This window comes from Pseudomonas paralactis (assembly GCF_001439735.1).
GTDB classification, from domain to species: Bacteria; Pseudomonadota; Gammaproteobacteria; order Pseudomonadales; family Pseudomonadaceae; genus Aquipseudomonas; species Aquipseudomonas paralactis.
Genome location: NZ_JYLN01000001.1, coordinates 317,809 through 343,249, shown reverse-complemented (window position 1 = coordinate 343,249; position 25,441 = coordinate 317,809). Strand labels below are relative to the sequence as shown.

Here is a 25,441-nt window from a genome sequence, read left to right as displayed (position 1 = left end):
ACACCGGCCCTGAGGGGCCGGTTTTGTATCTTAAATAACGTATTGAGTAAGGAGTCGCAGCATGAGTCAGGAATGGGATGCCGGTCGGTTGGACAGCGACCTCGATGGCGTAGCTTTCGATACCCTGGCTGTGCGCGCCGGCCAGCACCGTACCCCGGAAGGTGAGCACGGTGATCCGATGTTCTTCACCTCAAGCTACGTGTTCCGCACGGCGGCCGACGCTGCGGCGCGTTTTTCCGGTGAGGTGCCGGGCAACGTGTACTCGCGCTACACCAACCCGACCGTGCGCGCGTTCGAAGAGCGCATCGCGGCGCTGGAAGGCGCCGAGCAGGCCGTGGCGACCGCGACCGGCATGGCGGCCATCCTGGCGGTGGTGATGAGCCTGTGCAGTGCTGGCGACCATGTACTGGTGTCGCGCAGCGTGTTCGGCTCGACCATCAGCCTGTTTGAGAAGTACTTCAAGCGCTTCGGTATCGAAGTGGATTACGTGCCCTTGGCGGATTTGTCCGGCTGGGATGCGGCGATCAAAGCCAATACCAAACTGCTGTTCGTCGAATCACCGTCCAACCCATTGGCCGAGCTGGTTGATATTGCTGCGTTGTCCGAAATCGCTCACGCCAAGGGTGCAATGCTGGTGGTGGATAACTGCTTCTGCACCCCGGCCTTGCAGCAACCGCTGAAGCTGGGTGCGGACATCGTGGTGCATTCGGCAACCAAGTTCATCGACGGCCAGGGCCGTTGCATGGGCGGCGTGGTGGCTGGACGCAGCGAGCAGATGAAGGAAGTGGTGGGCTTCCTGCGCACCGCCGGCCCGACCCTGAGCCCGTTCAACGCCTGGATCTTCCTCAAAGGCCTGGAAACCCTCAGCCTGCGTATGAAAGCCCATTGTGCCAACGCCCAGGCCCTGGCCGAGTGGCTGGAGCAGCAGGACGGTATCGAGAAGGTGCATTACGCCGGCCTCAAAAGCCACCCGCAACACGCCTTGGCCCAGCGTCAGCAGCGTGGCTTCGGCGCGGTGGTGAGTTTCGAAGTCAAGGGCGGCAAAGACGGCGCATGGCGCTTTATCGATGCGACGCGCTTGATCTCCATTACCGCCAACCTGGGGGACAGCAAAACTACCATCACCCACCCGAGCACCACCTCCCACGGGCGCCTGGCGCCGCAGGAGCGTGAAGCGGCCGGTATCCGTGACAGCCTGATCCGCATCGCGGTGGGCCTGGAAGATGTAGCAGACTTGCAGGCAGACCTGGCCCGCGGGCTGGCGGCCTTGTGATCGAGTGGTCCATGGAGGCCGCAGCGGCCAGTAACGGGCGCGTTGCGCTGGTGACGGGGGCGGCGCGAGGCATCGGCCTCGGGATTGCCGCGTGGCTGATCAGCGAAGGCTGGCAGGTGGTGTTGACCGACCTTGACCGCGAGCGCGGCGCCAAGGTGTCCAAGGTGCTGGGTGAAAATGCCTGGTTCATCACCATGGACGTGGCCGACGAGAAGCAAGTGGCCCAGGGGGTTGCAGAGGTGTTGGGGCAGTTCGGGCGACTCGACGCGCTGGTTTGCAATGCCGCCGTGGCCGACCCGCGCAATATCACTCTGGAAAGCCTCGACCTGGCGTACTGGAATCGCGTGCTGGCGGTGAACCTCGGCGGGCCGATGCTGTTGGCCAAGCATTGCGCGCCGTACCTGCGCGCTCACGGCGGTGCGATCGTCAACCTGGCCTCGACTCGGGCGCGTCAATCAGAGCCGGATACCGAAGCTTACGCGGCGAGCAAGGGTGGCTTGCTGGCCCTGACTCACGCCTTGGCCATGAGCCTGGGGCCAGAGGTTCGGGTCAATGCGGTCAGCCCTGGCTGGATTGATGCGCGTGATCCTGCTGCACGGCGTGCGGAGCCGCTCACCGATGCTGATCATGCCCAGCATCCGGCGGGCAGGGTGGGTACGGTAGAGGACGTGGCGGCAATGGTGGCCTGGTTGCTGTCGCGTCAGGCCGGGTTTGTCACCGGGCAAGAGTTTGTCGTGGACGGTGGCATGAGCAAGAAGATGATTTACAGCGAGTAGGGCAAGCAGCCGCGTTGAAGTCATTTTGTCTTTTTCAGAAAAACTTCAAGCGGGCTATTGACTTAGGTCCGCTACCTGCGTAAATTTCGCGGCCTCAACGAAGCAAAGGGTGATTAGCTCAGCTGGGAGAGCATCTGCCTTACAAGCAGAGGGTCGGCGGTTCGATCCCGTCATCACCCACCACTTCTTGAGAGTTTTGCCCTTGTGGCAAGACGCAACGTTAAAGGTTGCACCGACGCGCAGCGGTAGTTCAGTCGGTTAGAATACCGGCCTGTCACGCCGGGGGTCGCGGGTTCGAGTCCCGTCCGCTGCGCCATATTTTCCAGGTTCGATAAGTCGGGCTTGAGATTGAACAACCCAGGTTGATCGATCAGATGTTTAAAGGTGGTTGAGGGTTTACGCTCAATCAGCCAAGCGATACGCAGCGGTAGTTCAGTCGGTTAGAATACCGGCCTGTCACGCCGGGGGTCGCGGGTTCGAGTCCCGTCCGCTGCGCCATATCTGCCTCAAGGCCCACTGAACGCCTTGAAGCACAAGGAAAGCCACTGGCTGACTTGATCCGATAGCAAAGACCCTGGTCGAAAGACCGGGGTTTTTTGTGTCTGGCGTTTGAAAAAAAACGTCGTGGTGTTCGTGGTAGCGGACGCTCAGCATCGCCCTCATTAATAGGCAAGCGGCCGACAGATCGTCTCGATCTTGTCGGCCGTTTTGCGTTGTTGTGTCAAAAAATTTCAATGTGGTTATTTGCCGCAGGCGCAGAAACCTTTAAAGTTAACCCTTCGGTCAACTTTGCACTGTCAACATGGCCTTTTGATTCGTCGAAAAAGGCTTCTGCAAGTCTCGATATTCGGTGTACTTAACCATAAGGGCGGATTTATAACCGCTCAGAGGATGATCCATGTCCAACCGTGAAATAACCCGGCGCTCGTTCCTCCAGGGCGGCCTGGTGGCGGGTGTGAGCGTTACGCTGACACCGCTGAGCACTCAGGCGCTGGCCGCCCTGATGGAAAACAGCGTTACCGTGCCGTCTGAAAAATGGCTGGGCAATAACGGCAAGGCGCGCCAGCGTAACGATGCGTTGTCCAAAGTGTGCGGCAGCAAAGTCTTCGCCCGCGACATCCGCTCCAGGGACATGCCCGGCTGGCCTGCGCAGCAAGGCCACGCCATGCTGCTCAAAACCATCAAGGCCGACCATATTTATGCGGGCTACGACCTGTCGTGGCTGGGCGCCGAGTTGCAGCCGGATCGTATCGTCACCGCTGCCGACCTGGACAAGGACGGTATCGTCTTCCCCGAGGAACATGCGCCGGATCCGCTGCTGCCTGAAGGCAAGGTGCCGATGTTTATCGGTCACCCGGTGGCGATCCTGATCTGGAACGATTTCGAGCGTTTCCGCCAGGCCAAGAACAAGCTCAAGTTCAATGACAAGGCGATTCGTTACGGCGCCAAAGTGCCGTACTACGAAGGCGACCCTTACGGTAGCTTCCGCTATGTGCGCGTTGGCGGCCCCACCTCGGCCGATGAAGACGAATTTGCCAGCCTCAAGGACTCGATTCTGTTTCCGATGCTGAAGAATCGTCGCCCCGTATGGAATTCCCAACCGAACCTGCACGGCAACCTGACCGAGCGCGGGCTGTTCTACGCTGACCGCATGAAGAGCCAGATCAACACGCCGCCGGATAACTGGCTGGTGTTCGACGAGCGCTACAAGACCCCGTCGATCGAGCCCGCGGCCATGGAGCCGGACAACGGCAACGGTTGGTACGATCCGGCAACCAAGACCCTGCACTTCGTGGTGGCCACCCAGTGCCCATTGGAGGTTGCGACCGAGACCGCGAAAATGATCTCGCCGTCGCGCTTCGGCCTGGCCAACCTGAACATGCATCCGGGTTACACCGTGGGTTACGGCTCCAAAGACCACAACATCTTTGTTTACTACGCTGCCCTCGCTGCGTTGTACGGCGCCGGCGTGCCGGTGCGTCTGGCCAATGACCGTTACGAGCAGTTCCAGAGCGGTATCAAGCGTCACCCGTTCGACATTCGCTACCAACTGGCTGTCGACAAAAACGATCACAGCTTCAAAATCTTCCTCGCGGACATGAGCGTCGACGGTGGTGGCCGGATCAACTACAGCCCCTCGGTAGCCGCCGTCGGCGCCACGGCCGCGCAGTCGATCTACTACATGCCGCAGAACGACCTGCAAGTCACCGCGTATCACTCCCGTGGCGTCGAGGCGGGTTCGATGCGTGGCTACGGCACCCTGCAAAGCATGGCCGCCACCGAAATGATGGTCGATGAAATCGCCGATCGCCTGGGCATTGATGCCATTGAGCTGCGCCGCAAGAACGCACTGCGTTCGGGCATGAAAAACACCCAGGGCGCCATTCCTGCCGGTGCGCTGCGCCTGCACGAAATTCTCGACAAGGCCGCGGTGCACGACGTGTGGAAAAACCGCGATGCGATCAAGCAGCAGCGTGAAGCCGCAGACCCGGATAACTGGTACGGCGTGGGTTTCGCTATCTGCCAGAAAGACTTCGGCACTGGTTCCGAAGCACCGATGGCCAGTATCGAATTCAGCGCTGACGGTCGCATCAGCCTGCGTCATATCGGTATCGAAATCGGCACCGGTATGTCTACCTCGCAATCGCTGGTCGTCGCCGATTTCCTTGGCAGCCCGGCACACGAAGTGAAGACCGGCGAAACAGAGTGGAAGGAAATGCAGCTGATCACCAGCAGCAACCCTTACACCATGAGTCAGGCCGAGCAGGACAACCTGCTGCGCAACCCGCGTTGGGTGGGCAAGCTCGCTTCGGCGTCTTCGGCGACCAACTCGGCTTACTACTTTAGCCACGCCACCCGTGAAGCGGCGCGCGTGCTGTTCAACCACGGCCTGTGGCCGGCGGCGCTGGAGATCTGGCGTCAGGGCCCGTTCGGCGGCCAGGCCAACCCATATGTGGTGCGCCGCGAAGATGCGCACTGGGTCGATGGCAAGCTCACCGCCAACGGTATGCAGCCGCTGAGCTTTGAAGAACTGGCCAAGCACGCCCACGCACGCGGTCTGGTCACTGCGGCCACTGTGCACGGTTTCAACCGCTGGAGTTGGGCCGAGGCTGAATACAGCATTGACGGCGTACGCGAGCGCCTGCCGCTTGACGGCCTGGCCGTGAAGTACGGCGACGGCGCGCCGAAAGCCAAGCAGGCGCTGATGAGCACTGCCGGCTTCCATCTGCTGGATCGGCAGAACATCAGCTACCCCGCGACGCAGTTGAACAACGCTGCCGTGACGTATTACAGCCCGGTCGCCACCTTGGTCGAGCTGAAGGTCAACAAGGGCTCGGCGCAGGTGGAGGTGCTCAATCACCATTCATGGGTCGAGTGCGGTCGCGTGTTGGTTGAGGAGTTGGTCAAAGGCCAGCTTGAGGGCGGTGTCGCTATGGGCATCGGCCACGCCTTGATGGAGGAAATGCCGCTGTACGAAGGTGGGCCGGGGGAGGGCGACTGGAACTTCAACCGTTACCGTCTGCCGATGGCGCGTCATGTTGCCGTGTGGAAACAGACTTCGGAAATTTTGCCGGCACTGTCGCCAAGCGATCCATCCAAGGGTATCGCCGAAGTGGTGATGATCCCGATCGTCGGGGCCATCGGTAATGCCGTGGCGCACGCCATCGGTAAACGTGTTCGCGACCTGCCAATCACTGCTGCGCGCATCAAGGAGGCCCTCAATGGCTAACCGTCCGCTTCAACTGACCCTTAATGGTCAATCCGTCGGCCCGGTGGACATCCCTGATGACCTGCCGATGATCGACTACTTGCACGAATACAAAAACCTCACCGGTTCGCGCCTTGGCTGCGGCCAGGGTATTTGTCACGCGTGCGTGGTCATCGTCGACAACCCGGACGGCACCAGCGAAGAAGTGCGCACATGCATCACCGGCGCGCATTACTTTGAAGGCAAGCAAGTGCGCACCATCGAGTCCCACGCCAAGCGCGACGAGTCGGGGCAGGTCGTTGAACTGAACCCGATCCAGCAGCGCTTTGTGGATGAGTTCGCGTTTCAGTGCAGCTACTGTGCGCCGGGCTTCGTCAATGCGGCGACCGTGCTGGTGGAAAAGCTGCAACGCCAGCCGACCGTGCACAGCAAGCTGGAGCAAGTCATCGAGGACAGCCTCGGGCATCACGTCTGCCGTTGCACCGGGTACGTGCGTTATTACAACGCCACCCGCAACGTGCTGACCGATCTCGGCCTGGTCAAGGAGGGTTGAGCATGAAGCTATTTCTGACCCGCCTGGCCCTGGCGGTCGGCCTGGCTGCGCCGGTGGCATTTGCCCAAGCTGACGATCAGGTCAAACGCGGCGAATACCTCGCCCGCGCCGCTGACTGCATGGCATGCCACACGGCAGCGGGCGGCGCGCCGTTCGCGGGTGGGCTGCCGATCGTCTCGCCGTTTGGCACGATTTACGGCACCAATATCACGCCGAGCAAGGAGCACGGCATCGGCTTGTATAACGATGACGAGTTCTTCGCTGCGCTGACGCAAGGCAAGCGTCGCGACGGGGCGAACCTGTACCCGGCGATGCCGTACACCTCCTATCACCTGATGCCGCGCGAAGACTCGGATGCGATTCATGCGTACCTCAAAACCATCGAGCCGATCGAACGCGCAGCGCCGGTCACGAGCCTGAGCTTTCCGTTCAACGTGCGCCTGGGCCTGATGGGCTGGAATGTGCTGTACGGCAAAGCGCTGAAACTGGAACCGGCCCAAGGCAAAAGTGAAGCCTGGAAGCGCGGCCAGTACATGGTCGAAGTGCTCGGCCACTGCGGCGAATGCCACACGCCACGCGGCCTGCCGGGTGCGATGGAACTGGACAAGCGCCTGACCGGCGGCATCCTCAATGGTTACCTGGCGCCCAGCCTGCTCGCCACTGACCTGGCAGCCCGCGGCTGGAATGAGCAAGACCTGGCCACGTTCCTCAAGCACGGCATGAGCGCCCAAGGCACGATGTTCAATGAGATGTTCCCGGTGTTCCATAACAGCACCCAGGGCCTGAGCGATCCGGATCTGGCTGCGATGGCCACGTTTTTGCTGGGCGATAACCCGCCGACAGCCAAGGCGCTGGTTGAAGTGCCGGTGGATCAACTTAGCCAGAGCGCTCAGCGCGGCCGTCAGGAATACCTGAACGTCTGTGCCGGTTGCCACGCCGTGGGTGGCGAAGGCAAGCCGCACATTGCGGTGGCCATGCGCGGCAACACCACGCTGCGACTGGAAGACTCGCGCAACCTGGTGCGGGTGATCGAGGACGGGATCGGCGAGCAGAAGTTCTCCGGGTTCGAACACATGCAACCGATGCCTGGTTTTTCCGACAAGCTCAGTGCGCAACAGCTGACGGATTTGCTTAATTACCTGCGTCAAGGCTGGGGCGGTCAATCGGCTGAGCTGGCCGTAAGCGACGTGCAAAAGCTGCAAGCCGAGGCGCCGTCCGTCGAACACAAGGCGCATTGACGGCAGCGTATGAAGAGCACAGCCCAAGTGGGAACGAGCAATTCGCTCCCACTCGGGTATGTGTTTACATGCCGAATTTATCGCGCAATCCGTAGTACCAAGCCCCCAGCGCCGCAAACGGCGTGCGCAACATTTGCCCACCCGGGAACGGGTAATGCGGCAAATCCGCAAACGCATCAAAACGCTCAGCCTGCCCTCGCAATGCCTCAGCCAGTACTTTGCCTGCCAGGTGCGTGTACGTCACGCCATGGCCGCTACAGCCTTGCGAGTAGTAGATGTTGTCGCCAAGACGGCCGACTTGAGGCAGTCGCGATAGGGTCAGCAGGAAATTGCCGGTCCAGGCGTAGTCGATCTTCACGTCTTTGAGTTGTGGAAATGCCTTGAGCATTTTCGGCCGGATGATCGCTTCGATATTCGCCGGGTCTCGTGCGCCATACACCACGCCGCCGCCGAAGATCAGGCGCTTGTCGCTGGTGAGGCGGTAGTAGTCGAGCAGGTAGTTGCAATCCTCGACGCAGTAATCCTGCGGCAACAGCGTCTTGGCCAGATCATCGCCCAGTGGTGCGGTAGTGATCACTTGGGTGCCACACGGCATCGACTTGGCCGCCAGCTCTGGTACCAGGTTCCCCAAGTAAGCGTTACCGGCAACGATAATAAATTTGGCCCGGACCCTGCCTTCGGCGGTGTGTACCACAGGGTTGGCGCCGCGCTCGATGCGCACCGCTGCCGATTGCTCATAAATCGTACCGCCCAGGGATTCCACCGCCGCCGCTTCGCCCAGTGCCAGGTTGAGGGGGTGGATATGCCCGCCGCTCATGTCCAGCAAGCCGCCGACATAGTTGTCACAGGCCACCACCTCGCGGATGCGGCGCTCGTCGAGCAACTCCAGCTGCGTATGGCCGTAGCGCTCCCACAGGCGCTTCTGCGATTCCAGATGACCCATGTGCTTGCTGTTGAGTGCGGCAAACACACCGCCGTCCTTCAAGTCGCACTGGATCTGGTATTTCGCCACGCGCTCACGAATGATCTTGCCGCCCTCAAAGGCCATTTGCCCCAGCAACTGAGCCTGTTTGGGGCCGACGCTGCGCTCGATCACATCGATATCGCGGCTATAGCTGTTGACGATCTGCCCGCCATTACGCCCCGACGCACCGAAACCCACCTTGGCGGCTTCCAGCACCGTGACGCGAAAGCCGTTCTCCAACAGAAACAGCGCGCTGGAAAGCCCGGTATAGCCGGCGCCAATCACACACACATCGGTTTCGACTTCACCTTGCAGGGTTGGACGGAGTGGGGCTGCATTCGCGGACGCGGCGTAATACGACTGGGGGTAGGGGGTGTTCGCCATCCTGGAACCTCTGTTTTATATTTTTTACGAGTGCGGCGATCCTACCTGAGTTGAAAATTGCCTGCCAGCCACCCGAAACTCCCAGGTGTACCCGGCACAAATAAAAAATTCGCATATTCATAGGCTTAGCTGCAAAAAAGATGTTGACACCCCTCCACAATTCCGTAGAATGCCGCCTCACAGCAGGCACGTAGCTCAGTTGGTTAGAGCACCACCTTGACATGGTGGGGGTCGTTGGTTCGAGTCCAATCGCGCCTACCAAACAAAATCCGCTCTGCTGGGCGGTCTAGAAGGGCTCACCGAAAGGTGGGCCCTTTTTTGTTGTCTTGGATTTATGCAGAGCGTTCAGACACTATCGAGTTCGCTCACAGAGGGCAATGTGAACGCCGAACGCGTCTCTTCATGTAATAGGCCCGATCGATGACCAATAAGTAACGATAGTTCTCCTGGGATTACAGATCTCTCCTACATACAACAAGGCCTTTACCGGCTAAATAAGCTGCTTGAAAATTATTGATGGTATTTTCTGTGCGTCTTTTTATGTGGTGTGGGGTGGTCCTGTCGTCGCTACTTTCGATTATGGCTGCCCAAGCCAGTAGCAAATACTTTGATATCCCGGCTTGGCCTGGTGATGAAGAGTCATGCCCTGCCCCTGGAAACATACACAGCAGCCATGGGGTGTTTAGGGCACCGTCCAAATCCGAGGGTGTTGATTGGGTGGGCATGTCGCAGGGCGACGTGGGCGAGAATGTCTTGGCGTTTACAAAAGCGATTTTTGTTCTTGCTGAACAAAACTCCGAATCCCGAGGTTTTCTGGCTAGCTGTATTTATCGCACGTCTGCGGGTAGATACCTGAGCATGAGGCTTGATGGTAACGAATATGGTCACATCATGTGGATTGCCCGGTCAGCGTCATGGCGGCAGTCACAAGACTTCTCATCGAAAGCCATTTTGGAGTGCACAGACAAAGGCACGCGAGCATGTGGTTTTTTCATCAAGTAACAACTGCGGGATGAACAGCTCAAGCCCTTTGTTCAATACCAGCATCGGTTGGAAGCACCAACATTTTTTGATGACACTGAAGTTTGGGCAATACCTATCCAAACATGCCTCCCGGCACGCTTTTCAGGTTCGAATGCTCGATCAGCAGAACAGCGTAGCCACCGACAGCAGGCAAATTATTTGCACGAACACCTGGCAGCGTATCTCGCCAAACGTGGTCGCCATATCAGTCATTTGTCCGGCATACATAGCGCGAGCCCTCATTATCGGCATAACACCGTGAACGAACTGCAGGTACACACAGCTGCATGATGGAGTATAGGTTCTGATCGGGAATCCACACGCCTGCATCGATTTTGAGCTTTTCGGCAAGCTACCTGCGCTCTTTCTCACATAAAGCCTGGACTCCATCTCCTCATGGTGCCCGACCGTGGGCGCCATCCCCCCACAAAATTTATTGGTTTGCAGCAACAATTTTTCTTGTTGGACACCCTCGGTCTCCAGACAGCAAAGTTGCCGCCACTGACGCTCGACCTTCCAGGTCAACAATAAAAAAACCGAGCCGACTGCACGCCACTTTAAGCTGTGAGCCCTTGGCCCACATCCTGCTGTTATGGCGCCGCAGCACGCATTAAAGGACCTCTTCGCCATGCAAACAGTTGTGAACCTATGGCCGCTGATCGGCGTGCTTGTTATCGTGGTCGGCTTTGTATTGCGCTTCAATCCGCTGTTGGTGGTCACCGCCGCCGCCATCGCCACCGGGCTTGCCGCTCAGTTCCCGCTGGAAAAAATTCTGGCCACCATGGGCGATGGCTTCCTTCAGACCCGTGCCCTGCAATTGATCCTGTTGTTGCCGCTGGCGGTGATTGGCCTGTTGGAGCGCCATGGCCTGCGCTTGCATGCGCAGAACTGGATCGCGCGCTTTGAGCGGGCCACGGTGGGGCGCTTGCTGATCATTTATCTGTTTGTGCGTGAGTCCACGGCAGCCATGGGGCTGACCAGCCTGGGTGGGCATCCGCAAATGGTACGACCACTGTTGGCGCCGATGGCCGAAGGTGCTGCGGAAAAACGCTACGGCAAGCTGCCCGACAAGCTGCGCCACAAGGTCTTGGCCATGTGTGCGGCCACCGATAACGTCGGGCTGTTTTTTGGTGAGGATATTTTCGTTGCTTTCGGTGCGATTGCGTTGATGCACACCTTCCTGCTCGGCTCGGGGATTGATGTGGAGCCGCTGCACATTGCGGTGTGGGGCATCCCGACGGCAATCTGTGCCTTCATCATTCACGCTATCCGGCTGCATCGTTTCGACCGGCGCTTAACCCGCGAAATGAGCTCGGCCACCACCCCGGTGGAGGCTGCTCAATGATCATTTCCATTCAATACCTTTACTGGCTGGCGGGCGTGCTGCTGCTGATCACCGCGGGCATGATCCTGCTTGATCGAACCCATCCCAAACGCTGGTCCAGCGCGCTGTTCTGGTTGTTGTTCGCCATTCCGTTCCTGGTGGGCGAGCGTCTGCCCTCGGTGGCCATCGGCATCGGTGTGGTGGTGATGGCGTTGATCGCCGGCCTGGGCGGCGTTGGGCGTGGTCAGCACGCCGAGTTGCATGACAAGGCGTCCCGCGCCAGTGCCGGGCGTCTGGGCCACAAATTGTTTATCCCGGCATTGGCGATTCCGCTGACTACGGTGATTGGCTCGGTAGTGCTCAAACACACCGAAATCGGCGGTGTACCGTTGCTGGACCCGAAGAACACCACCTTCGTCTCCCTCGGCATCGGCTGCCTGATTGCGTTGGGCCTGGCCTGCTGGTTGACCCGCGATACGCCAGTACAAGCCCTGCGCGAATCCCGTCGCCTGACCGAAGCCCTGGGCTGGGCCATGGTGTTACCGCAGATGCTGGCGATGCTCGGGTTGTTGTTCAACGAGGCGGGGGTGGGCACGGCGGTTGCCCATGTCACCACCACCTATATCAACCTGGACTACAAGTTGGTGGCGGTGATGGTCTATGTGCTGGGCATGGCCTTGTTTACCGTGATCATGGGCAATGGTTTTGCGGCGTTCCCTGTAATGACCGGCGGCGTCGGCGTGCCGGTACTGGTGGGGATCTACGGCGGCAACCCTGCGGTGATGGCGGCGATCGGTATGTTTTCCGGTTACTGCGGCACGTTGATGACGCCGATGGCGGCTAATTTCAATATCGTGCCGGCGGCGTTGCTGGAGTTGCCCGACAAGAACGCGGTGATCAAGGCGCAGATCCCCACGGCGCTGATGATGCTAGTGGTCAATATCGTGCTGCTTTACCTGTTGATGTGAGGTCATTATGCAAACCGTACTGCTGACGGGTTTCGAGCCCTTTGATAACGCTCTGATTAACCCCTCGTGGGAGGCGGCGCGCCAGTTGGAGGGTGTGCCACTGGGCGAGGGGGCGCGTATTGTCGCGCGTTGCCTGCCCTGTGCATTTGCCACAGCAGGCGAACACCTGACCCGATTGATCAGCGAGTTAAACCCGGCGATGGTGATTGCCACCGGCCTGGCGCCAGGGCGCAGCGAGGTGTCTATCGAGCGGGTAGCGATCAATATCAATGACGCACGCATCCCCGACAACCTCGGGCAGCAACCGATTGATACGCCAGTGGCAGTCGATGGCCCTGCGGCCTATTTTTCGACGTTGCCGATCAAGGCCATGGTCAAGGCGCTGCGTGACGCGGGCGTGGCGGCTGCCGTTTCGCAAACGGCGGGCACGTTCGTGTGCAATCAGGTGTTCTACCTTTTGCAGCACCGGCTCGCCGGGTCCGAGGTGCGCAGTGGGTTTATCCATGTGCCGAGTTCGCCACCGGCCGACCAGCCGTCTCTGGTTGAGGCCTTGCGCCTGGCGGTCTTTACGGCCTGGCTAACCCAAGCAGATGTGGTGGAAACAGGCGGGCAGGTGAGCTGACAGCCGGGATGCGAATGGGGTCATTCCTGGGACATCTTCGACTATAGTTCACAAGCGTATCCACCTTGGAAAACCATCATGATCAAGTACCCGAAGTTCGTGTCTGTCGCGTTGTCCCTCGCGCTGTTTGCAGGTAGCGGTCTTGCCCTGGCTGATCCTGGTAATGGCAAGGGCCAGGGTAATAACCAGGGAGGGCAGGGTCAGGGTAATAACAAAGGTAATCAGGGCGGGCAGGGCAATAACAAAGGCAATAACCCCGCAGGGCAGGGCTACGACAAGCCCAAAGGCAAGGGCGGCTCAGGTGGTCACGGCCCCAGCGTTGACCGAGGGAGCGTATTGAATGTGCTCGGCGGTTATCGCGATTACTGGAGCCCAGGGCCTGCATTGCCGCCGGGCATCCAGAAGAACCTGGCACGCGGCAAGCCGCTGCCGCCCGGTATCGCCAAGAAGCTTGACGGTCGCCTGTTGGGGCGGCTGCCTCACTACGATGGTTATGAATGGCAGCAAGCGGGAACCGATTTGATTTTGGTCGCCATCGCCAGCGGCATCATCTACGAAGTACTCAACGGCGCCTTTGATTGAGCGGGAAACCCTCACGCCTCCTGCGCGGGGAAAAACAACTCAAAGCACGTCACGCCGTCTGCACTGCTGACGCCATACCGACCGTTATGCAGCTGCATGATGGTCGCCACGATCGACAATCCCAGCCCATTGGACTGGGATGAACATTCACGGGATTCATCCACCCGGTAAAAGCGTTCGAACAGCCGGGGCAAATGCTCTGCGGCAATGGTTGCCCCCTGGTTGATGACCTTGATGCAAGTGCCTTCGGGCGCCGGGATGGCCTGGATACTCAGCTCGGTGTTCGGCGCGCCATACTTGATGGCATTGGCGCAGAGGTTCGCCAGGGCCCGGCGCAGCAGCATCGGTTCCGCCCAGATGACACCTTCGCCCGTGCCAACAATGTGCATGCCCACGTCACCGGCCAAGCCCTCGAAATAATCGGCGATGCGCTCCACTTCATCTGCGGCGTCCAGTTCCTGGCGCTGACGCAGGGCGCTGGCAGGATCGGTGCGGGCCAGGAACAGCATGTTGTCGAGCATCCGCGCCAAGCGTTCGAGCTCCTCAACATTGGAGGCCAGCAGCTGCTGATAGTCTTCAATAGTGCGGCTCTGTTGCAGCGCGACCTGGGTTTCACCGAGCAAATTATTGATGGGGGTCCGCAGTTCATGGGCCATATCGGTGGACACCTGGCCCAATTGAATAAAGCCTTTGGCCAGCCGTTCAAGCATGGTGTTGAACGCATCAATCATCGGCAGCAACTCTTTGGGCGCCCCTTGACTGTCCAGACGCTCGGCCAGGTTGTTCACGCCGATGCCTTGTGCGTGGCCGGCCAAACGCCGCAAGGGCACCAGCCCACGGTGTACCAGCACATAACCGACCAACGCGAGAATGACCGCCGCAATGCTGGCCAGGATAAAAACACTTAAGCGATAACTGGCGAGCATGGCTGTGCGTTCGGCCATCAGGCGCCCGACGGTGACTTGCAGGCTGCCCAGGTCACCGGTGTCGATGGACGCCGCCACCGTGGCGAAGGGCACGCCATTCACGCCGGGCAAATGGTGGACATCGGCGAGCCCAAGGGCATGATCTTTTGCCACGGCAGGTACGGCCGGAATTTGAATATTGCTCGGGTTGACCAGCAATAAAGGCGTCTGCCCAGGTGCTGCGATGCTCAGTACCGACTCACTGTTGCCCAACATGTTCTGGAACAGCTGCGGCTTGGTTTTGATCAGCTCCAGGGTATTGCCATCATTGAGCACGTTGCGCAGTTGGTTGGCGCGCGAGATCAGTGCGGCGTCGTCACGCTTGATCAGCTCACGCTCCAGCTCGTGGTACAGGGTTACGCCCAACGTTGCCAGCAGGGCGAAGGCGAGCAGGGCAAAGATCAATGCCAGGCGCAGGGTCAGGGAATAATGGCGATCTCGCTTCATGGTTGGGTATCGAAGCGGTAGCCAATGCCGCGCACGCTATGGATCAGCTTGAGCTGGAACGGGTCGTCGATTTTCAGGCGCAGGCGGCGTACGGCGACATCCACCACATTGGTGTCGCTGTCGAAGTTCATGTCCCACACCCGTGAAGCGATCAGCGAGCGGGACAGCACCTGATCCTGGTGGGTGGCAAACAGGTGCAGCAAGGCGAATTCCTTGTTGGTCAGGGTAATGCGCGTACCGGCGCGGGTCACACGGCGCTTGAGTACGTCAATGTGCAGGTCGGCGATGTGCAGTTGTTCTTCTTCGCGGCTCGGGCCACGGCGGTTGAGGGTGCGCAGGCGTGCGACCAGTTCGGCGAAGGAAAAAGGTTTGATCAGGTAGTCGTCAGCCCCCAGTTCAAGGCCCTTGATGCGGTCGGCGATGTCATCGCGGGCGGTGAGGAACAACACCGGTGTGTCGGCCTCTTTGCGCAGGCGGCGCAGCACTTCCCAACCATCCATTTTCGGCATCATGACGTCCAATACGATCACGTCGAATGGCGTTTCCAGGGCCAGGTGCAAACCCTCTACGCCGTCGCGTGCCAGGCTCACCGAATGGCCCAGCTCCTGCAAGCCATTGAGCAGGTAATTGCCGGCCTTGGGTTCGTCTTCGACTACGAGGATGTTCATGGAAAGTGTCCTGCTTCAATAAGTGGCGCAAGTGTAGCCCGATCAATTGTCACTGGCGCAACCGATGCCCTGGACCTGGTAATCGAGTAGGTGTTCGCGGCCCTGATGGTCCAGGTAGCGCAATTGCGCCGGGACGATCCCGCATTGGCCGCAGATGTCGGTGCTCGACAGCACCTTGGCCACATCCAGGTGCACGAAGAAGCCGGTTTTGTCATGGATGACGTGACTGGAGGCTGCGTCGGCAGCGAAGGCCGAACCGGTGGCGAGCAAGGCGGCAAAGCCGAGGGCAAACAGTTTCATGGTGGTCTGTCTCGTGATTGGGTGGCTGCCGGGATGGCAGTGAGTTCACAGTAACCAGGCGATCCCAACAGCCAACCAACAGGTTCATGACAAGTTCGTCATTCTTGGTTCGAACCTGGTGCGGGGGCGATGAGAATCCGTTCGTGGTGGGCTCTACGTTTACAAGCGTCGAGGTGATCCGTAGATTGCAGGGGTCCAGCCTATGAGGAAGCCGCGCAGTGTCCATCCCCACTCCATCCGTGTTTAACCGGCGTTACCGCGCTTTCCTGTTCGATATGGACGGGACCCTGCTCAACTCCATCGCTGCGGCCGAACGTGTATGGAGTATCTGGGCTGAGCGCCATGGTTTGGATGTGGACGCGTTTCTGCCTACCATTCATGGCGCGCGTGCGATTGATACGATCACCCGCCAGGCGTTGCCAGGTGTCGATCCAGAAGTTGAAGCCCAGTGGATTACCGACGCGGAACTCAACGATGTCGATGGCGTTGTAGCGATTCCCGGCGCAGTGGAGTTTTTGAAAGGCTTGCCTGCTGATCAGTGGGCGCTGGTCACGTCTGCCCCCAAGGCGCTGGCGTTACGTCGACTGCAAGCGGCAGGCATTCCCGTGCCGGCCGTGTGGGTGACGGCCGAAGATGTGGCCAACGGTAAGCCCGATCCGGCGTGCTATTTATTGGGCGCGAAACGCCTGGGGGTGTCGATCGAGGACTGCCTGGTATTTGAGGACGCCACGGTGGGCATTCGAGCGGGTGAAGCAGCGGGTGCGGATGTTGTAGTTGTCACCTCGGCACACCTGGAACCCATGGTAACTGCGCACGCTTGCATCAAGGACTACGGCGATTTATACGCCGAGCGTGGCGCTGATGGATTGTTGTCTTTGCACAAACTGGCGCCGTGATACGCGGTGGGCCTTCAGCGTGTGGTTTTATGCCGTTCGCGATGCGCTGCGCGCTGGCACAGCTTGCGCAAGATAACTTTCTGGATGGGTTTGAGGCAGAACACCAGTAGATAGGCGCAAAGAAGGAGCGCCAGGTCCAGCCAGGAATGGGCGTCGGAATCGGCCGCCTCCACTTCGACTCTCAGCCCATACCCGAGCGCCAGGAAGGCCACCCCGATCAGCAGGGCGATCATCCAGGATCTTGAAACAAGAGGTGGCGTCGCGGCTGGCCTCATCGACGTATCCCTGAATGCACTCGGATGGCAGGAGAAAGTGTCAAAAATTGGGCTGCGAATACTTCAACAAGTTCCAGGTGCCCAGACAGTTTCATCTTGCAGCGAAGGGGCATGCTCAAAGCACACTGGTCAGTCTGGAAGACACGAGCAGGCCGATTGGGTTTTCGCCAGCCATTACAGTGAACGAAAAGGCTGGCTACTGGAGGCGTTTCAAGGCGTCTGGTTTTTGTCGGGTGCAGTCAGACCAGCCTGGATGCGCTGGTAAATCTCCTCGCGATGCACGGCAACGTCCTTGGGGGCGTTGATGCCGATTCGTACTTGCTGGCCGCTAACGCCCAGAATGGTGATCGTAATGTCATCACCGATGTTTATGCTTTCACCAACTTTGCGGGTGAGTATAAGCATGGACTTCTCCTTGATTACTTTTAAGGACACATGTTTCAGACAGGGCAGGTGTCGGATGTGTGTAGCTTACTGCGAAGCGCTTCCCTGTGGCTGCCTCTTTTAGGACGCATAGAGGCGACATTAATTCCCATGGCGGCATCATACAGGTCGCGATACATGATTCGCATTGTTTAAGCCAACGTTTATGACGGCCAGAATAGACAGTGAATGGTAAAGTCGCCTCTTTATCCTCAAAGGAGCAGGGCAGTGCGTAAAGTAGCGATGGCAATTGTGGTGTTGGCGTTGGCCGGATGCGGTGAAGGCAAGTCGGTCGATGCGCCCAAGGCCAAGCCTGCCGTGACCGAAAGCCTGCCACAAACCGGTGCGATTGCCGCTCAGGAATGGGACGTGCGCGTCGGCCCGCCAGACCACAAGCTGCAGGCGATCACCGACCTGACCGCCTGGTTGCTGGAGCATGGTTTCAATTTTTATATCGTGAAGGTCGACGGCAAGGATGAGGTGCTGTTGGGGCCGTTCGCAACCAGGGCAGAGGCCGAGGCCAGGCAGGCTTTGCTCAACGAAAAGATGGCCCGCGCAAAGAAAACCGACACTGTGTCTGAAATTATCGAACACAGCGCCGCGCAGTGACGTGCCGAGTGGGCGGCAACCCCGCCCACGTTCAACCGCAGGCTTTGAGATTCACCGGGCCGACAAACTCGTTGCCCCGCCCCATCACACAGGCCACGGTCTGGTTGCGCTGACGCTCCCAGGTCTGCACCGGGTAGGTCTTGTTCCAGGCTTCATACAGCTGTCGGTCCTGCTTGGACAGGCGCAGGCCGTATTGCTTGCTCATATAAAAATACGTACGTGCGATCATTCCTCGAATGGACGGGCGCGGCATGACCTTTTTTGCCTTGAAATCCACTTGAGTCAGGCATGAGCCGTACTGCCCGCTCTGCACGGGCAGCCAGCCAAAGCTGAAATTGTTACGGTCGCCGTTCACTTCACCGATGCTCGGCACCAGATTGTGCAGGTCGGCCTCGGCGCGCTTGAACACATCGTCATGGCGTGTGCAGTTTTTTCGCCCGCCGTTCTGCCAGCATTGGCGCTGATGCCCGATTTGCCAGGCCGGCACGATGTGTTCCCACTCGATGCGCGCGGCGCGGTTGGCGTTCTTGCGCGGGATGTAACCGCAGGCTTTCAAATTCACGCGGTTACCGGTGTATTTGCAGCCGCAATAGAATTCGGTCGATTGCGGCGCGTAAAGCTTCCAGGCGATTTTCTTGGCTTCGCTGAAGGTGCGAGGGGCTTGGGCATTGGCGGTTACGCTTAAAAACAGACAGCACACAGCAATAAAACGGGCACTCACAATCAATCTTCCTTCGGCACAACCCAAAAAATCTGCACGCCACCGTCATCCCGATAGGCGAGGGTGACGTTGTCGTTTTCTGCAATTTCTTCCAGTAGACGTTGCCACTCGTCTTCCGGCTCATCGGGTAAACGGAAGATCAAGGCTGCTTTGGCTTTCTGTGCGTTGGTCGAATTGATGATCTTTTGCACGCGAATGGCCAGGCGCTGATAGGCGTCAGGCGCTGCAGGTGCTGCGGAAGAGGGCTTTGCCACGGAGCATTCCTTAATTTGCTGTACGCACATACAGTATTTAACTGTAGGCGATTTCGCAACTGCTTAAATTTCAAGAAGTTCGTCTGACAGCGATTCAGGAAGTTTGTTAAGGGCGGGACAAAGGAACTGTAGGAGCGAGCTTGCTCGCGAAAAACCTGATAGCGCCGCAGTGAGTCAGGCTTTGCGCTTTATCGTTAGCGTTCTTCGCGAGTAAGCTCGCACCTACAGGTAGATCAACAGGTATCAGTATTCCCAGAACATACGTTGCAGCTCTTTGCTGTCCTGAGTCTTGGTCAGGGCGACCATGGCCAGGATGCGAGCTTTCTGCGGGTTCAGGTCATGGGCGGCAACCCAGTCGTATTTGTCGTCCGGTTGTTCCGCGTTACGTAGAACGAAACCGCCGGCATTGACGTGGGAAGAACGAATGATCTGCACGCCTTGCTTGCGCAGTTCCTGCAGGGCCGGGACCACCTTGGCCGATACCGAACCATTGCCAGTGCCGGCATGGATGATGGCTTTGGCGCCAGCTTGGGCCAGTGCCTTGACGGCAGTGTCGCTCACGTTGCCATAGCCGTAGGCAATTTCAACGTCAGGCAGGCTCTTGATGGTCTTGATGTCGAATTCAGAATCCATGGTGTGACGCTTGGCAGGCAGGCGGAACCAGTAGGATTTGCCTTCAACGACCATGCCCAGCGGCCCCCACGGGCTCTTGAATGCTTCGGTCTTGATGTTGATCATCTTGCTGACGTCGCGACCCGACTGGATCTCGTCGTTCATGGTCACCAGCACGCCTTTGCCCCGTGCATCCTTGCTGCCTGCTACGGCGACTGCGTTGTACAGGTTGAGCATGCCGTCGGCCGACATGGCGGTACCCGGACGCATGGAGCCGACCACGACGATAGGCTTGTCGGTTTTTTCTACCAGGTTCAGGAAGTAGGCCGTTTCTTCAAGGGTGTCGGTGCCGTGAGTGATCACGATGCCGTCCACGTCCTTGCTGTCTGCCAGTTCGGCGACGCGGCGACCCAGTTGCAGCAGGTTTTCGTTGTTGATGCTTTCCGAAGCAATTTGCATCACTTGTTCGCCGCGTACATTGGCGATCTGGCTAAGCTCAGGAACGCCGGCGATCAGTTGTTCGATGCCGACTTTGGCTGCCTGGTACGTAGCACTGTTGGCCGCACTGGCGCCGGCGCCAGCAATGGTGCCGCCGGTGGCAAGGATCACCACGTTGGACAGTTTGGTTTTGTTTTCGACTTCTTTTGCCTGAGCGGCAAGGGGAAACAGCAGCAGCAGGGCCATGGCGCCCGGGACAAAGTTCTTCAATGCAGATTTCATTATTTTTCTCTCTGGTTTTTGATGAGTGCTGTAGCAGGTTCATCTAGAACACCCGGGCGGTTCTGAACGCCGCGAGGTGCTGAGAAAGAGCAGGATTTGTACCAGGCTGAGTGTGTTGGTTTTTTTAAATTAACTTATTGATTTAAAACAATTTAAATGAGGGTCTCAATCTGTTTGGGCTGCACGCTGTCCGGCTTTCCGAACGGGACGGGGTGTGGCGTTCGGTTGTCCGAAAGCCATCACGAATTGTCCGGGCTCCTCCGTGTGACGTTCGCAATGCGGCCTGTCGTTTCGGTGAGCGCCAGAGCAGGCCTGTTTGCTTAAACGTATCAGCGGTCGATAGCAGATTGGGGTGCTTGGACGGCGTCCATGAAAGGCTGCTTTCTACCGTTGACAAATCCCGACAAGGTTCTCATAGTTTGCTCAACGCAAACGTTTGCGAGATGTTTCACGTGCACTCCTTGAGTCTCGTGACAGCTCGTATGAGCCGCCCGGGTGGGAGGGCTGCCGAAGAGGCCTTCGGTGCAAGCGTTGCTCACAATAATCATAAGATCGGAGTGAACCCATGAAGCTGCCATTCGCTGGACGCCTTCTTGCTGTCGCTGTGCTTGCCGCATCCGCCGCTTTGCCTCTCTCTTCTGCATTTGCTGATGACGCTGCCAAAACACCTACCGTGGGTTTGGTCATGAAGTCCCTGGCCAATGAGTTCTTCGTCACCATGACCGACGGTGCCAAGGATTACCAAAAAGCGCATCCCACAGAATTCAAGTTGATCTCCAACGGGATCAAGAATGAAACCGACACCAGCGCGCAGATCGCCATTGTCAACGAAATGATCAACGCCAAGGTTGACGCGCTTGTCATTGCGCCCGCCGACTCCAAGGCACTCGCCAGTGTGCTGAAGAAGGCTTCCGATGCCGGTATCAAGGTGGTCAACATCGACAACCGTCTGGACCCGGATGTACTCAAAAGCAAAAACCTCGATATCCCGTTTGTAGGTCCGGACAACCGCAAAGGCTCCAAGCTGGTGGGCGACTACCTGGCCAAGCAACTGGCCGCCGGTGACAAGGTTGGCATCATCGAAGGTGTACCCACCACCACCAATGCCCAGCAGCGCACCGCAGGTTTCAAGGATGCGATGGACGCCGCAGGCATGAAGATTGTTTCCACCCAATCCGGTAACTGGGAAATCGACCAGGGCAACAAGATTGCCGCGGCGATGCTGAGCGAAACGCCGGATATCAAGGCGCTGTTGGCCGGTAACGACAACATGGCGCTGGGCGCTGTCTCCGCCGTGCGTGCGGCAGGCAAGGCCGGCAAGGTACTGGTGGTGGGCTACGACAACATTGATGCGATCAAGCCAATGTTGAAGGACGGCCGCGTATTGGCCACTGCTGACCAGGCGGCCGCGCAACAAGCGGTATTCGGTATCCAGAACGCGCTGAAGCTGGTCAAGGGTGAGAAGGTCGATGCCAAAGATGGCGTGATCGAAACACCGGTCGAACTCGTCATCAAGCAGTAATCCCGGCAGTACCCAACAGCGCTCGCTCGTCCTGAGCGAGCGCCTGGAGATTTTCCTATGTCATCTTCCGCCCCGAACGCTGTCCTCTCGGTCAGCGGTATCGGCAAGACCTATGCCCAGCCGGTTCTGTCCGACATCACCCTGACGCTCAATCGCGGGGAAGTGCTCGCGCTGACCGGTGAGAACGGCGCAGGCAAAAGTACCTTGTCGAAGATCATCGGCGGCCTGGTCACACCGACTACCGGGCACATGCAGTTCAATGGTCAGGATTACTGTCCCGCCAGCCGCACCCAGGCCGAAGCTTTGGGCGTGCGCATGGTCATGCAGGAACTCAACCTGCTGCCGACGCTGACCGTGGCTGAAAACCTGTTCCTGGATAACCTGCCGAGCCGCTGTGGCTGGATCAGCCGCAAACAACTGCGCAAGGCCGCGATCGAAGCCATGGCCCAAGTCGGCCTGGACGCGATTGACCCGGACACGCTGGTGGGCAGCCTGGGCATTGGCCACCAGCAGATGGTCGAGATCGCCCGTAACCTGATCGGCGACTGCCATGTACTGATCCTCGACGAACCCACGGCGATGCTCACCGCCCGTGAAGTCGAGATGCTGTTTGAGCAAATCACGCGCCTGCAGGCCCGAGGCGTGGCGATCATTTATATTTCGCACCGGCTCGAAGAACTGGCCCGTGTCGCCCAGCGCATTGCGGTATTGCGCGACGGCAAACTGGTCTGCGTCGAACCGATGGCCAATTACAACAGTGAGCAGTTGGTGACCTTGATGGTCGGTCGCGAACTGGGCGAACACATCGACCTGGGCCCGCGCACCATCGGTGGCCCGGCCTTGACGGTGACGGGCCTGACCCGTTCGGACAAGGTTCGCGATGTGTCCTTTGAAGTGCGCGCCGGTGAAATCTATGGCATTTCCGGCCTGATCGGCGCCGGCCGCACCGAATTGCTGCGCCTGATCTTCGGCGCCGACCCGGCCGACAGCGGCACCGTGGCCTTGGGTTCGCCGGCCAAGGTGGTGAGCATTCGCTCGCCGGTGGACGCGGTCGGTCATGGTATTGCCCTGATCACCGAAGACCGCAAGGGCGAGGGCCTGCTGCTGACCCAGTCCATCAGCGCCAACATCGCCCTGGGCAACATGCCGGAAATTTCCGGCGGTGGCGTCGTCAACAGCCGCAACGAAACCGCTCTGGCCAAGCGCCAGATCGACGCCATGCGTATCCGCAGTTCCAGCCCCACGCAACTGGTGTCCGAGCTGTCGGGCGGTAACCAGCAAAAGGTGGTGATTGGCCGCTGGCTGGAGCGCGATTGCGCGGTGATGCTGTTCGATGAGCCCACCCGCGGCATCGACGTCGGTGCCAAGTTCGACATCTATGCCTTGCTCGGTGAACTGACCCGCCAGGGCAAGGCGCTGGTGGTGGTGTCCAGTGACCTGCGTGAGCTGATGCTGATCTGTGACCGCATTGGTGTGTTGTCTGCCGGGCGCCTGATCGAGACCTTTGAGCGCGACAGCTGGACCCAGGACGAATTGCTCGCCGCCGCCTTTGCCGGCTATCAGAAACGTGATGCGCTGCTCAATGAGGCAGCGCCTAGGAATACCCCATGAAAACAAGCATTTCCCCCGGTAAAACTGGCGGCAACTTCTATGGCCTGGGTACCTACCTGGGGCTGGCGGGTGCGTTGCTGGCGATGATTGCGCTGTTCTCGGTGCTCAGCGATCACTTCCTGTCCTATGACACCTTCAGCACCCTGGCCAACCAGATTCCGGACCTGATGGTGCTGGCGGTGGGCATGACCTTCATCCTGATCATCGGCGGCATCGACCTGTCGGTAGGTTCGGTGCTGGCACTGGCGGCATCGGCGGTCAGCGTGGCCATTTTGGGTTGGGGCTGGAGTGTGTTGCCGGCTGCGCTGCTGGGCATGGGCTGCGCCGCATTGGCAGGGACCATCACCGGCTCCATCACCGTGGCGTGGCGCATTCCGTCATTTATCGTGTCGTTGGGTGTGCTGGAGATGGCCCGGGGCGTGGCCTATCAAATGACTGGCTCGCGTACCGCTTATATCGGTGACTCGTTTGCCTGGCTGTCCAACCCGATTGCTTTTGGTATTTCCCCGTCGTTCATCATTGCGCTGCTGGTGATTATTGCGGCCCAGTTGGTGCTGACCCGTACCGTGTTCGGGCGTTACCTGATCGGCATCGGCACCAACGAAGAAGCGGTGCGCCTGGCGGGTATCAACCCCAAGCCGTACAAGATTCTGGTGTTCAGCCTGATGGGCCTGTTGGCCGGTGTAGCTGCGCTGTTCCAGATCTCGCGCCTGGAGGCGGCAGACCCGAATGCCGGTTCGGGCCTGGAGCTGCAAGTAATCGCCGCGGTGGTGATCGGCGGCACCAGCCTGATGGGCGGGCGCGGTTCGGTCATCAGCACGTTCTTCGGCGTGTTGATCATTTCGGTATTGGCAGCGGGGCTTGCACAGATCGGCGCTACGGAACCGACCAAACGCATCATTACCGGTGCCGTGATCGTGATCGCCGTGGTCCTTGATACTTACCGCAGCCAGCGCGCCAGTCGGCGGGGCTGAACCATGGCAACGATCAAGGATGTGGCGGCGCTTGCAGGTATTTCCTACACCACCGTGTCCCATGTGGTGAACAAGACGCGCCCGGTCAGCGAGCCGGTCCGCATCAAGGTCGAGGCGGCGATCAAGCAACTGGACTACGTGCCCAGCGCCGTGGCGCGCTCGCTCAAGGCCAAGACCACGGCCACCATCGGCCTGCTGGTGCCCAATAGTCTCAACCCGTATTTTGCCGAACTGGCACGGGGCATCGAGGATTACTGCGAGCGTAATGGCTACTGTGTGATCCTTTGCAACTCCGACGACGACGCGGAAAAACAGCGCAGTTATTTGCGCGTGTTGCTCGAAAAGCGCGTCGACGGTTTGATCGTGACATCGGTAGGCGGCGATGACAGTGGCCTGGCCGCTGGCTTGAGTGCGGTGCGTACGCCCATGGTGATTGTCGACCGGGCTCTGGATGGCATCGATGTCGACCTGGTGCGCATCGATCACGAACAGGGCGCTTACCTCGCGACCCGGCACTTGCTGGAGTTGGGCCATCGGGACATCGCCTGTATCGGCGGCCCGGGGCATACCCGCGTGGCACAAATGCGCCTGGCGGGTTACCAGCGAGCATTGCGCGAGGCGGGTGTCGAGGTGTTGGCCAGTCGTATTCTGGAAAGCGACTTCACCAGCACAGGAGGGTACGCCGCAGCGGTGCAGTTGTTGGCGCAAAACCCGCCCAGCGCGATTTTCGCCAGCAACGATATGATTGGTTTCGGGGTGCTGCGCGCAGCTGCGGAACGTAGTATTCGCGTGCCGGGCGAGTTGTCGGTGATCGGTTTCGATGACATTCAGATGGGGCGCTACGTTTATCCTGCGCTGACCACGGTCGGGCAATCGATCCTGCAATTGGGCGAGACGGCGGCCGAATTATTATTGCAACGAATAGCAACACCCCAACGGTCGATCGATCAACGCATCGTGACGCCAAGTATCGTTTTGCGTGAGTCGACGGCGCCATTGGCCGGTGTGTTCGCCCAATACCGCTGAAC

The 25,441-nt window shown here is 59.1% G+C and carries 25 protein-coding genes and 4 tRNA genes; 20 read left to right on the top strand and 9 right to left on the bottom strand.

The features are described 5' to 3' along the window. Window positions 1-61: 61 nt before the first annotated feature. The 8 genes from TX23_RS01635 (at window position 62) to TX23_RS01600 (ending at window position 7,549) form a co-directional block, all read left to right on the top strand. The gene (locus tag TX23_RS01635; RefSeq protein ID WP_057700740.1) at window positions 62-1,273 is read left to right on the top strand and encodes an O-succinylhomoserine sulfhydrylase; all 1,212 of its coding nucleotides are present in this window, start codon (window positions 62-64) and stop codon (window positions 1,271-1,273) included. An 11-nt stretch (window positions 1,274-1,284) separates the two neighbouring features. Further along, entirely contained in the window at window positions 1,285-2,049 is a 765-nt protein-coding gene (locus tag TX23_RS01630; RefSeq protein WP_057700739.1) for an SDR family oxidoreductase, read from the top strand. A 107-nt stretch (window positions 2,050-2,156) separates the two neighbouring features. After that, window positions 2,157-2,232, top strand: a tRNA-Val gene (locus TX23_RS01625). Window positions 2,233-2,288: 56 nt separating this feature from the next. Further along, window positions 2,289-2,365, top strand: a tRNA-Asp gene (locus tag TX23_RS01620). Window positions 2,366-2,470: 105 nt separating this feature from the next. Beyond that, window positions 2,471-2,547, top strand: a tRNA-Asp gene (locus tag TX23_RS01615). 400 nt (window positions 2,548-2,947) lie between these two features. Then, window positions 2,948-5,779, top strand: a complete 2,832-nt coding sequence (locus TX23_RS01610; protein WP_057700738.1) for a xanthine dehydrogenase family protein molybdopterin-binding subunit — start codon at window positions 2,948-2,950, stop codon at window positions 5,777-5,779. Beyond that, on the top strand, window positions 5,772-6,311 hold the full coding sequence (locus TX23_RS01605) for a (2Fe-2S)-binding protein (protein ID WP_057700737.1): 540 nt from the start codon (window positions 5,772-5,774) through the stop codon (window positions 6,309-6,311). Before TX23_RS01610 ends, TX23_RS01605 begins: the two co-directional genes overlap by 8 nt. A 2-nt stretch (window positions 6,312-6,313) precedes the next feature. After that, window positions 6,314-7,549, top strand: coding sequence for a c-type cytochrome (locus TX23_RS01600; protein ID WP_057700736.1), 1,236 nt, complete (start codon window positions 6,314-6,316; stop codon window positions 7,547-7,549). 64 nt (window positions 7,550-7,613) lie between these two features. On the opposite strand, the gene TX23_RS01595 is transcribed toward TX23_RS01600, so the two are convergent. After that, the gene (locus TX23_RS01595) at window positions 7,614-8,897 is read right to left on the bottom strand and encodes an NAD(P)/FAD-dependent oxidoreductase (protein WP_057700735.1); all 1,284 of its coding nucleotides are present in this window, start codon (window positions 8,895-8,897) and stop codon (window positions 7,614-7,616) included. Window positions 8,898-9,081: 184 nt separating this feature from the next. Here TX23_RS01595 and TX23_RS01590 point away from each other — a divergent pair. The 6 genes from TX23_RS01590 (at window position 9,082) to TX23_RS01560 (ending at window position 13,416) form a co-directional block, all read left to right on the top strand. Beyond that, window positions 9,082-9,158: transfer RNA gene (locus TX23_RS01590), tRNA-Val, on the top strand. A 255-nt stretch (window positions 9,159-9,413) separates the two neighbouring features. After that, window positions 9,414-9,899, top strand: a complete 486-nt coding sequence (locus TX23_RS28725) for a DUF3757 domain-containing protein (RefSeq protein ID WP_057700734.1) — start codon at window positions 9,414-9,416, stop codon at window positions 9,897-9,899. Between the two features lie 649 nt (window positions 9,900-10,548). Then, window positions 10,549-11,265 (top strand): DUF969 domain-containing protein, encoded by a 717-nt coding sequence (locus tag TX23_RS01575; RefSeq protein WP_032896171.1) that lies wholly within the window; start codon window positions 10,549-10,551, stop codon window positions 11,263-11,265. Continuing rightward, entirely contained in the window at window positions 11,262-12,212 is a 951-nt protein-coding gene (locus TX23_RS01570; RefSeq protein ID WP_057700733.1) for a DUF979 domain-containing protein, read from the top strand. Before TX23_RS01575 ends, TX23_RS01570 begins: the two co-directional genes overlap by 4 nt. A gap of 7 nt (window positions 12,213-12,219) precedes the next feature. Further along, complete coding sequence (pcp, locus tag TX23_RS01565; protein WP_057700732.1) at window positions 12,220-12,834, top strand: pyroglutamyl-peptidase I; 615 nt, start codon at window positions 12,220-12,222, stop codon at window positions 12,832-12,834. A gap of 78 nt (window positions 12,835-12,912) precedes the next feature. Next, window positions 12,913-13,416, top strand: a complete 504-nt coding sequence (locus TX23_RS01560) for an anti-virulence regulator CigR family protein (protein ID WP_057700731.1) — start codon at window positions 12,913-12,915, stop codon at window positions 13,414-13,416. Between the two features lie 11 nt (window positions 13,417-13,427). On the opposite strand, the gene TX23_RS01555 is transcribed toward TX23_RS01560, so the two are convergent. The 3 genes from TX23_RS01555 to TX23_RS01545 are packed head-to-tail and all read right to left on the bottom strand — an operon-like array spanning window position 13,428 to window position 15,796. Beyond that, on the bottom strand, window positions 13,428-14,828 hold the full coding sequence (locus TX23_RS01555; protein ID WP_057700730.1) for a heavy metal sensor histidine kinase: 1,401 nt from the start codon (window positions 14,826-14,828) through the stop codon (window positions 13,428-13,430). Then, entirely contained in the window at window positions 14,825-15,496 is a 672-nt protein-coding gene (locus TX23_RS01550; RefSeq protein WP_032880272.1) for a heavy metal response regulator transcription factor, read from the bottom strand. Before TX23_RS01550 ends, TX23_RS01555 begins: the two co-directional genes overlap by 4 nt. Before the next feature lie 42 nt (window positions 15,497-15,538). Further along, window positions 15,539-15,796 carry a DUF2790 domain-containing protein gene (locus tag TX23_RS01545; protein WP_057700729.1) on the bottom strand — a complete coding sequence of 86 codons (258 nt, stop codon included), beginning with the start codon at window positions 15,794-15,796 and terminating at the stop codon, window positions 15,539-15,541. A 218-nt stretch (window positions 15,797-16,014) separates the two neighbouring features. On the opposite strand from TX23_RS01545, the gene TX23_RS01540 reads away from it, so the two are divergent. After that, window positions 16,015-16,692, top strand: coding sequence for an HAD family hydrolase (locus TX23_RS01540; RefSeq protein WP_057700728.1), 678 nt, complete (start codon window positions 16,015-16,017; stop codon window positions 16,690-16,692). A 14-nt stretch (window positions 16,693-16,706) separates the two neighbouring features. On the opposite strand, the gene TX23_RS01535 is transcribed toward TX23_RS01540, so the two are convergent. Both TX23_RS01535 and csrA read right to left on the bottom strand, forming a co-directional pair. Next, window positions 16,707-16,967 (bottom strand): hypothetical protein, encoded by a 261-nt coding sequence (locus tag TX23_RS01535; protein ID WP_057700727.1) that lies wholly within the window; start codon window positions 16,965-16,967, stop codon window positions 16,707-16,709. 210 nt (window positions 16,968-17,177) lie between these two features. Continuing rightward, complete coding sequence (gene csrA / locus TX23_RS01530) at window positions 17,178-17,372, bottom strand: carbon storage regulator CsrA (RefSeq protein WP_003192511.1); 195 nt, start codon at window positions 17,370-17,372, stop codon at window positions 17,178-17,180. Between the two features lie 261 nt (window positions 17,373-17,633). On the opposite strand from csrA, the gene TX23_RS01525 reads away from it, so the two are divergent. After that, the gene (locus TX23_RS01525; RefSeq protein WP_057700726.1) at window positions 17,634-17,999 is read left to right on the top strand and encodes a hypothetical protein; all 366 of its coding nucleotides are present in this window, start codon (window positions 17,634-17,636) and stop codon (window positions 17,997-17,999) included. A gap of 31 nt (window positions 18,000-18,030) precedes the next feature. On the opposite strand, the gene TX23_RS01520 is transcribed toward TX23_RS01525, so the two are convergent. The 3 genes from TX23_RS01520 to TX23_RS01510 all read right to left on the bottom strand — a co-directional run bounded on the left by TX23_RS01520 (window position 18,031) and on the right by TX23_RS01510 (window position 20,306). Further along, entirely contained in the window at window positions 18,031-18,720 is a 690-nt protein-coding gene (locus tag TX23_RS01520; RefSeq protein ID WP_005789706.1) for an endonuclease, read from the bottom strand. 2 nt (window positions 18,721-18,722) lie between these two features. Beyond that, window positions 18,723-18,974 (bottom strand): DUF1654 domain-containing protein, encoded by a 252-nt coding sequence (locus TX23_RS01515; protein ID WP_087149471.1) that lies wholly within the window; start codon window positions 18,972-18,974, stop codon window positions 18,723-18,725. A gap of 243 nt (window positions 18,975-19,217) precedes the next feature. Continuing rightward, the gene (locus tag TX23_RS01510) at window positions 19,218-20,306 is read right to left on the bottom strand and encodes an asparaginase (protein ID WP_057700724.1); all 1,089 of its coding nucleotides are present in this window, start codon (window positions 20,304-20,306) and stop codon (window positions 19,218-19,220) included. A gap of 565 nt (window positions 20,307-20,871) precedes the next feature. Here TX23_RS01510 and TX23_RS01505 point away from each other — a divergent pair. From TX23_RS01505 to TX23_RS01490, 4 genes are read left to right on the top strand one after another with little or no spacing between them, the layout of a single operon-like run. Next, window positions 20,872-21,828 (top strand): sugar ABC transporter substrate-binding protein, encoded by a 957-nt coding sequence (locus TX23_RS01505; protein ID WP_057700723.1) that lies wholly within the window; start codon window positions 20,872-20,874, stop codon window positions 21,826-21,828. A 57-nt stretch (window positions 21,829-21,885) separates the two neighbouring features. After that, a complete protein-coding gene (locus TX23_RS01500; protein ID WP_003192503.1) occupies window positions 21,886-23,439 on the top strand; it encodes a sugar ABC transporter ATP-binding protein in 1,554 nt (517 codons plus the stop codon). Further along, window positions 23,436-24,413 carry an ABC transporter permease gene (locus tag TX23_RS01495; protein WP_003192502.1) on the top strand — a complete coding sequence of 326 codons (978 nt, stop codon included), beginning with the start codon at window positions 23,436-23,438 and terminating at the stop codon, window positions 24,411-24,413. Before TX23_RS01500 ends, TX23_RS01495 begins: the two co-directional genes overlap by 4 nt. A gap of 3 nt (window positions 24,414-24,416) precedes the next feature. Next, on the top strand, window positions 24,417-25,439 hold the full coding sequence (locus TX23_RS01490) for a LacI family DNA-binding transcriptional regulator (RefSeq protein WP_057700722.1): 1,023 nt from the start codon (window positions 24,417-24,419) through the stop codon (window positions 25,437-25,439). The last annotated feature ends 2 nt before the right edge of the window (window positions 25,440-25,441 follow it).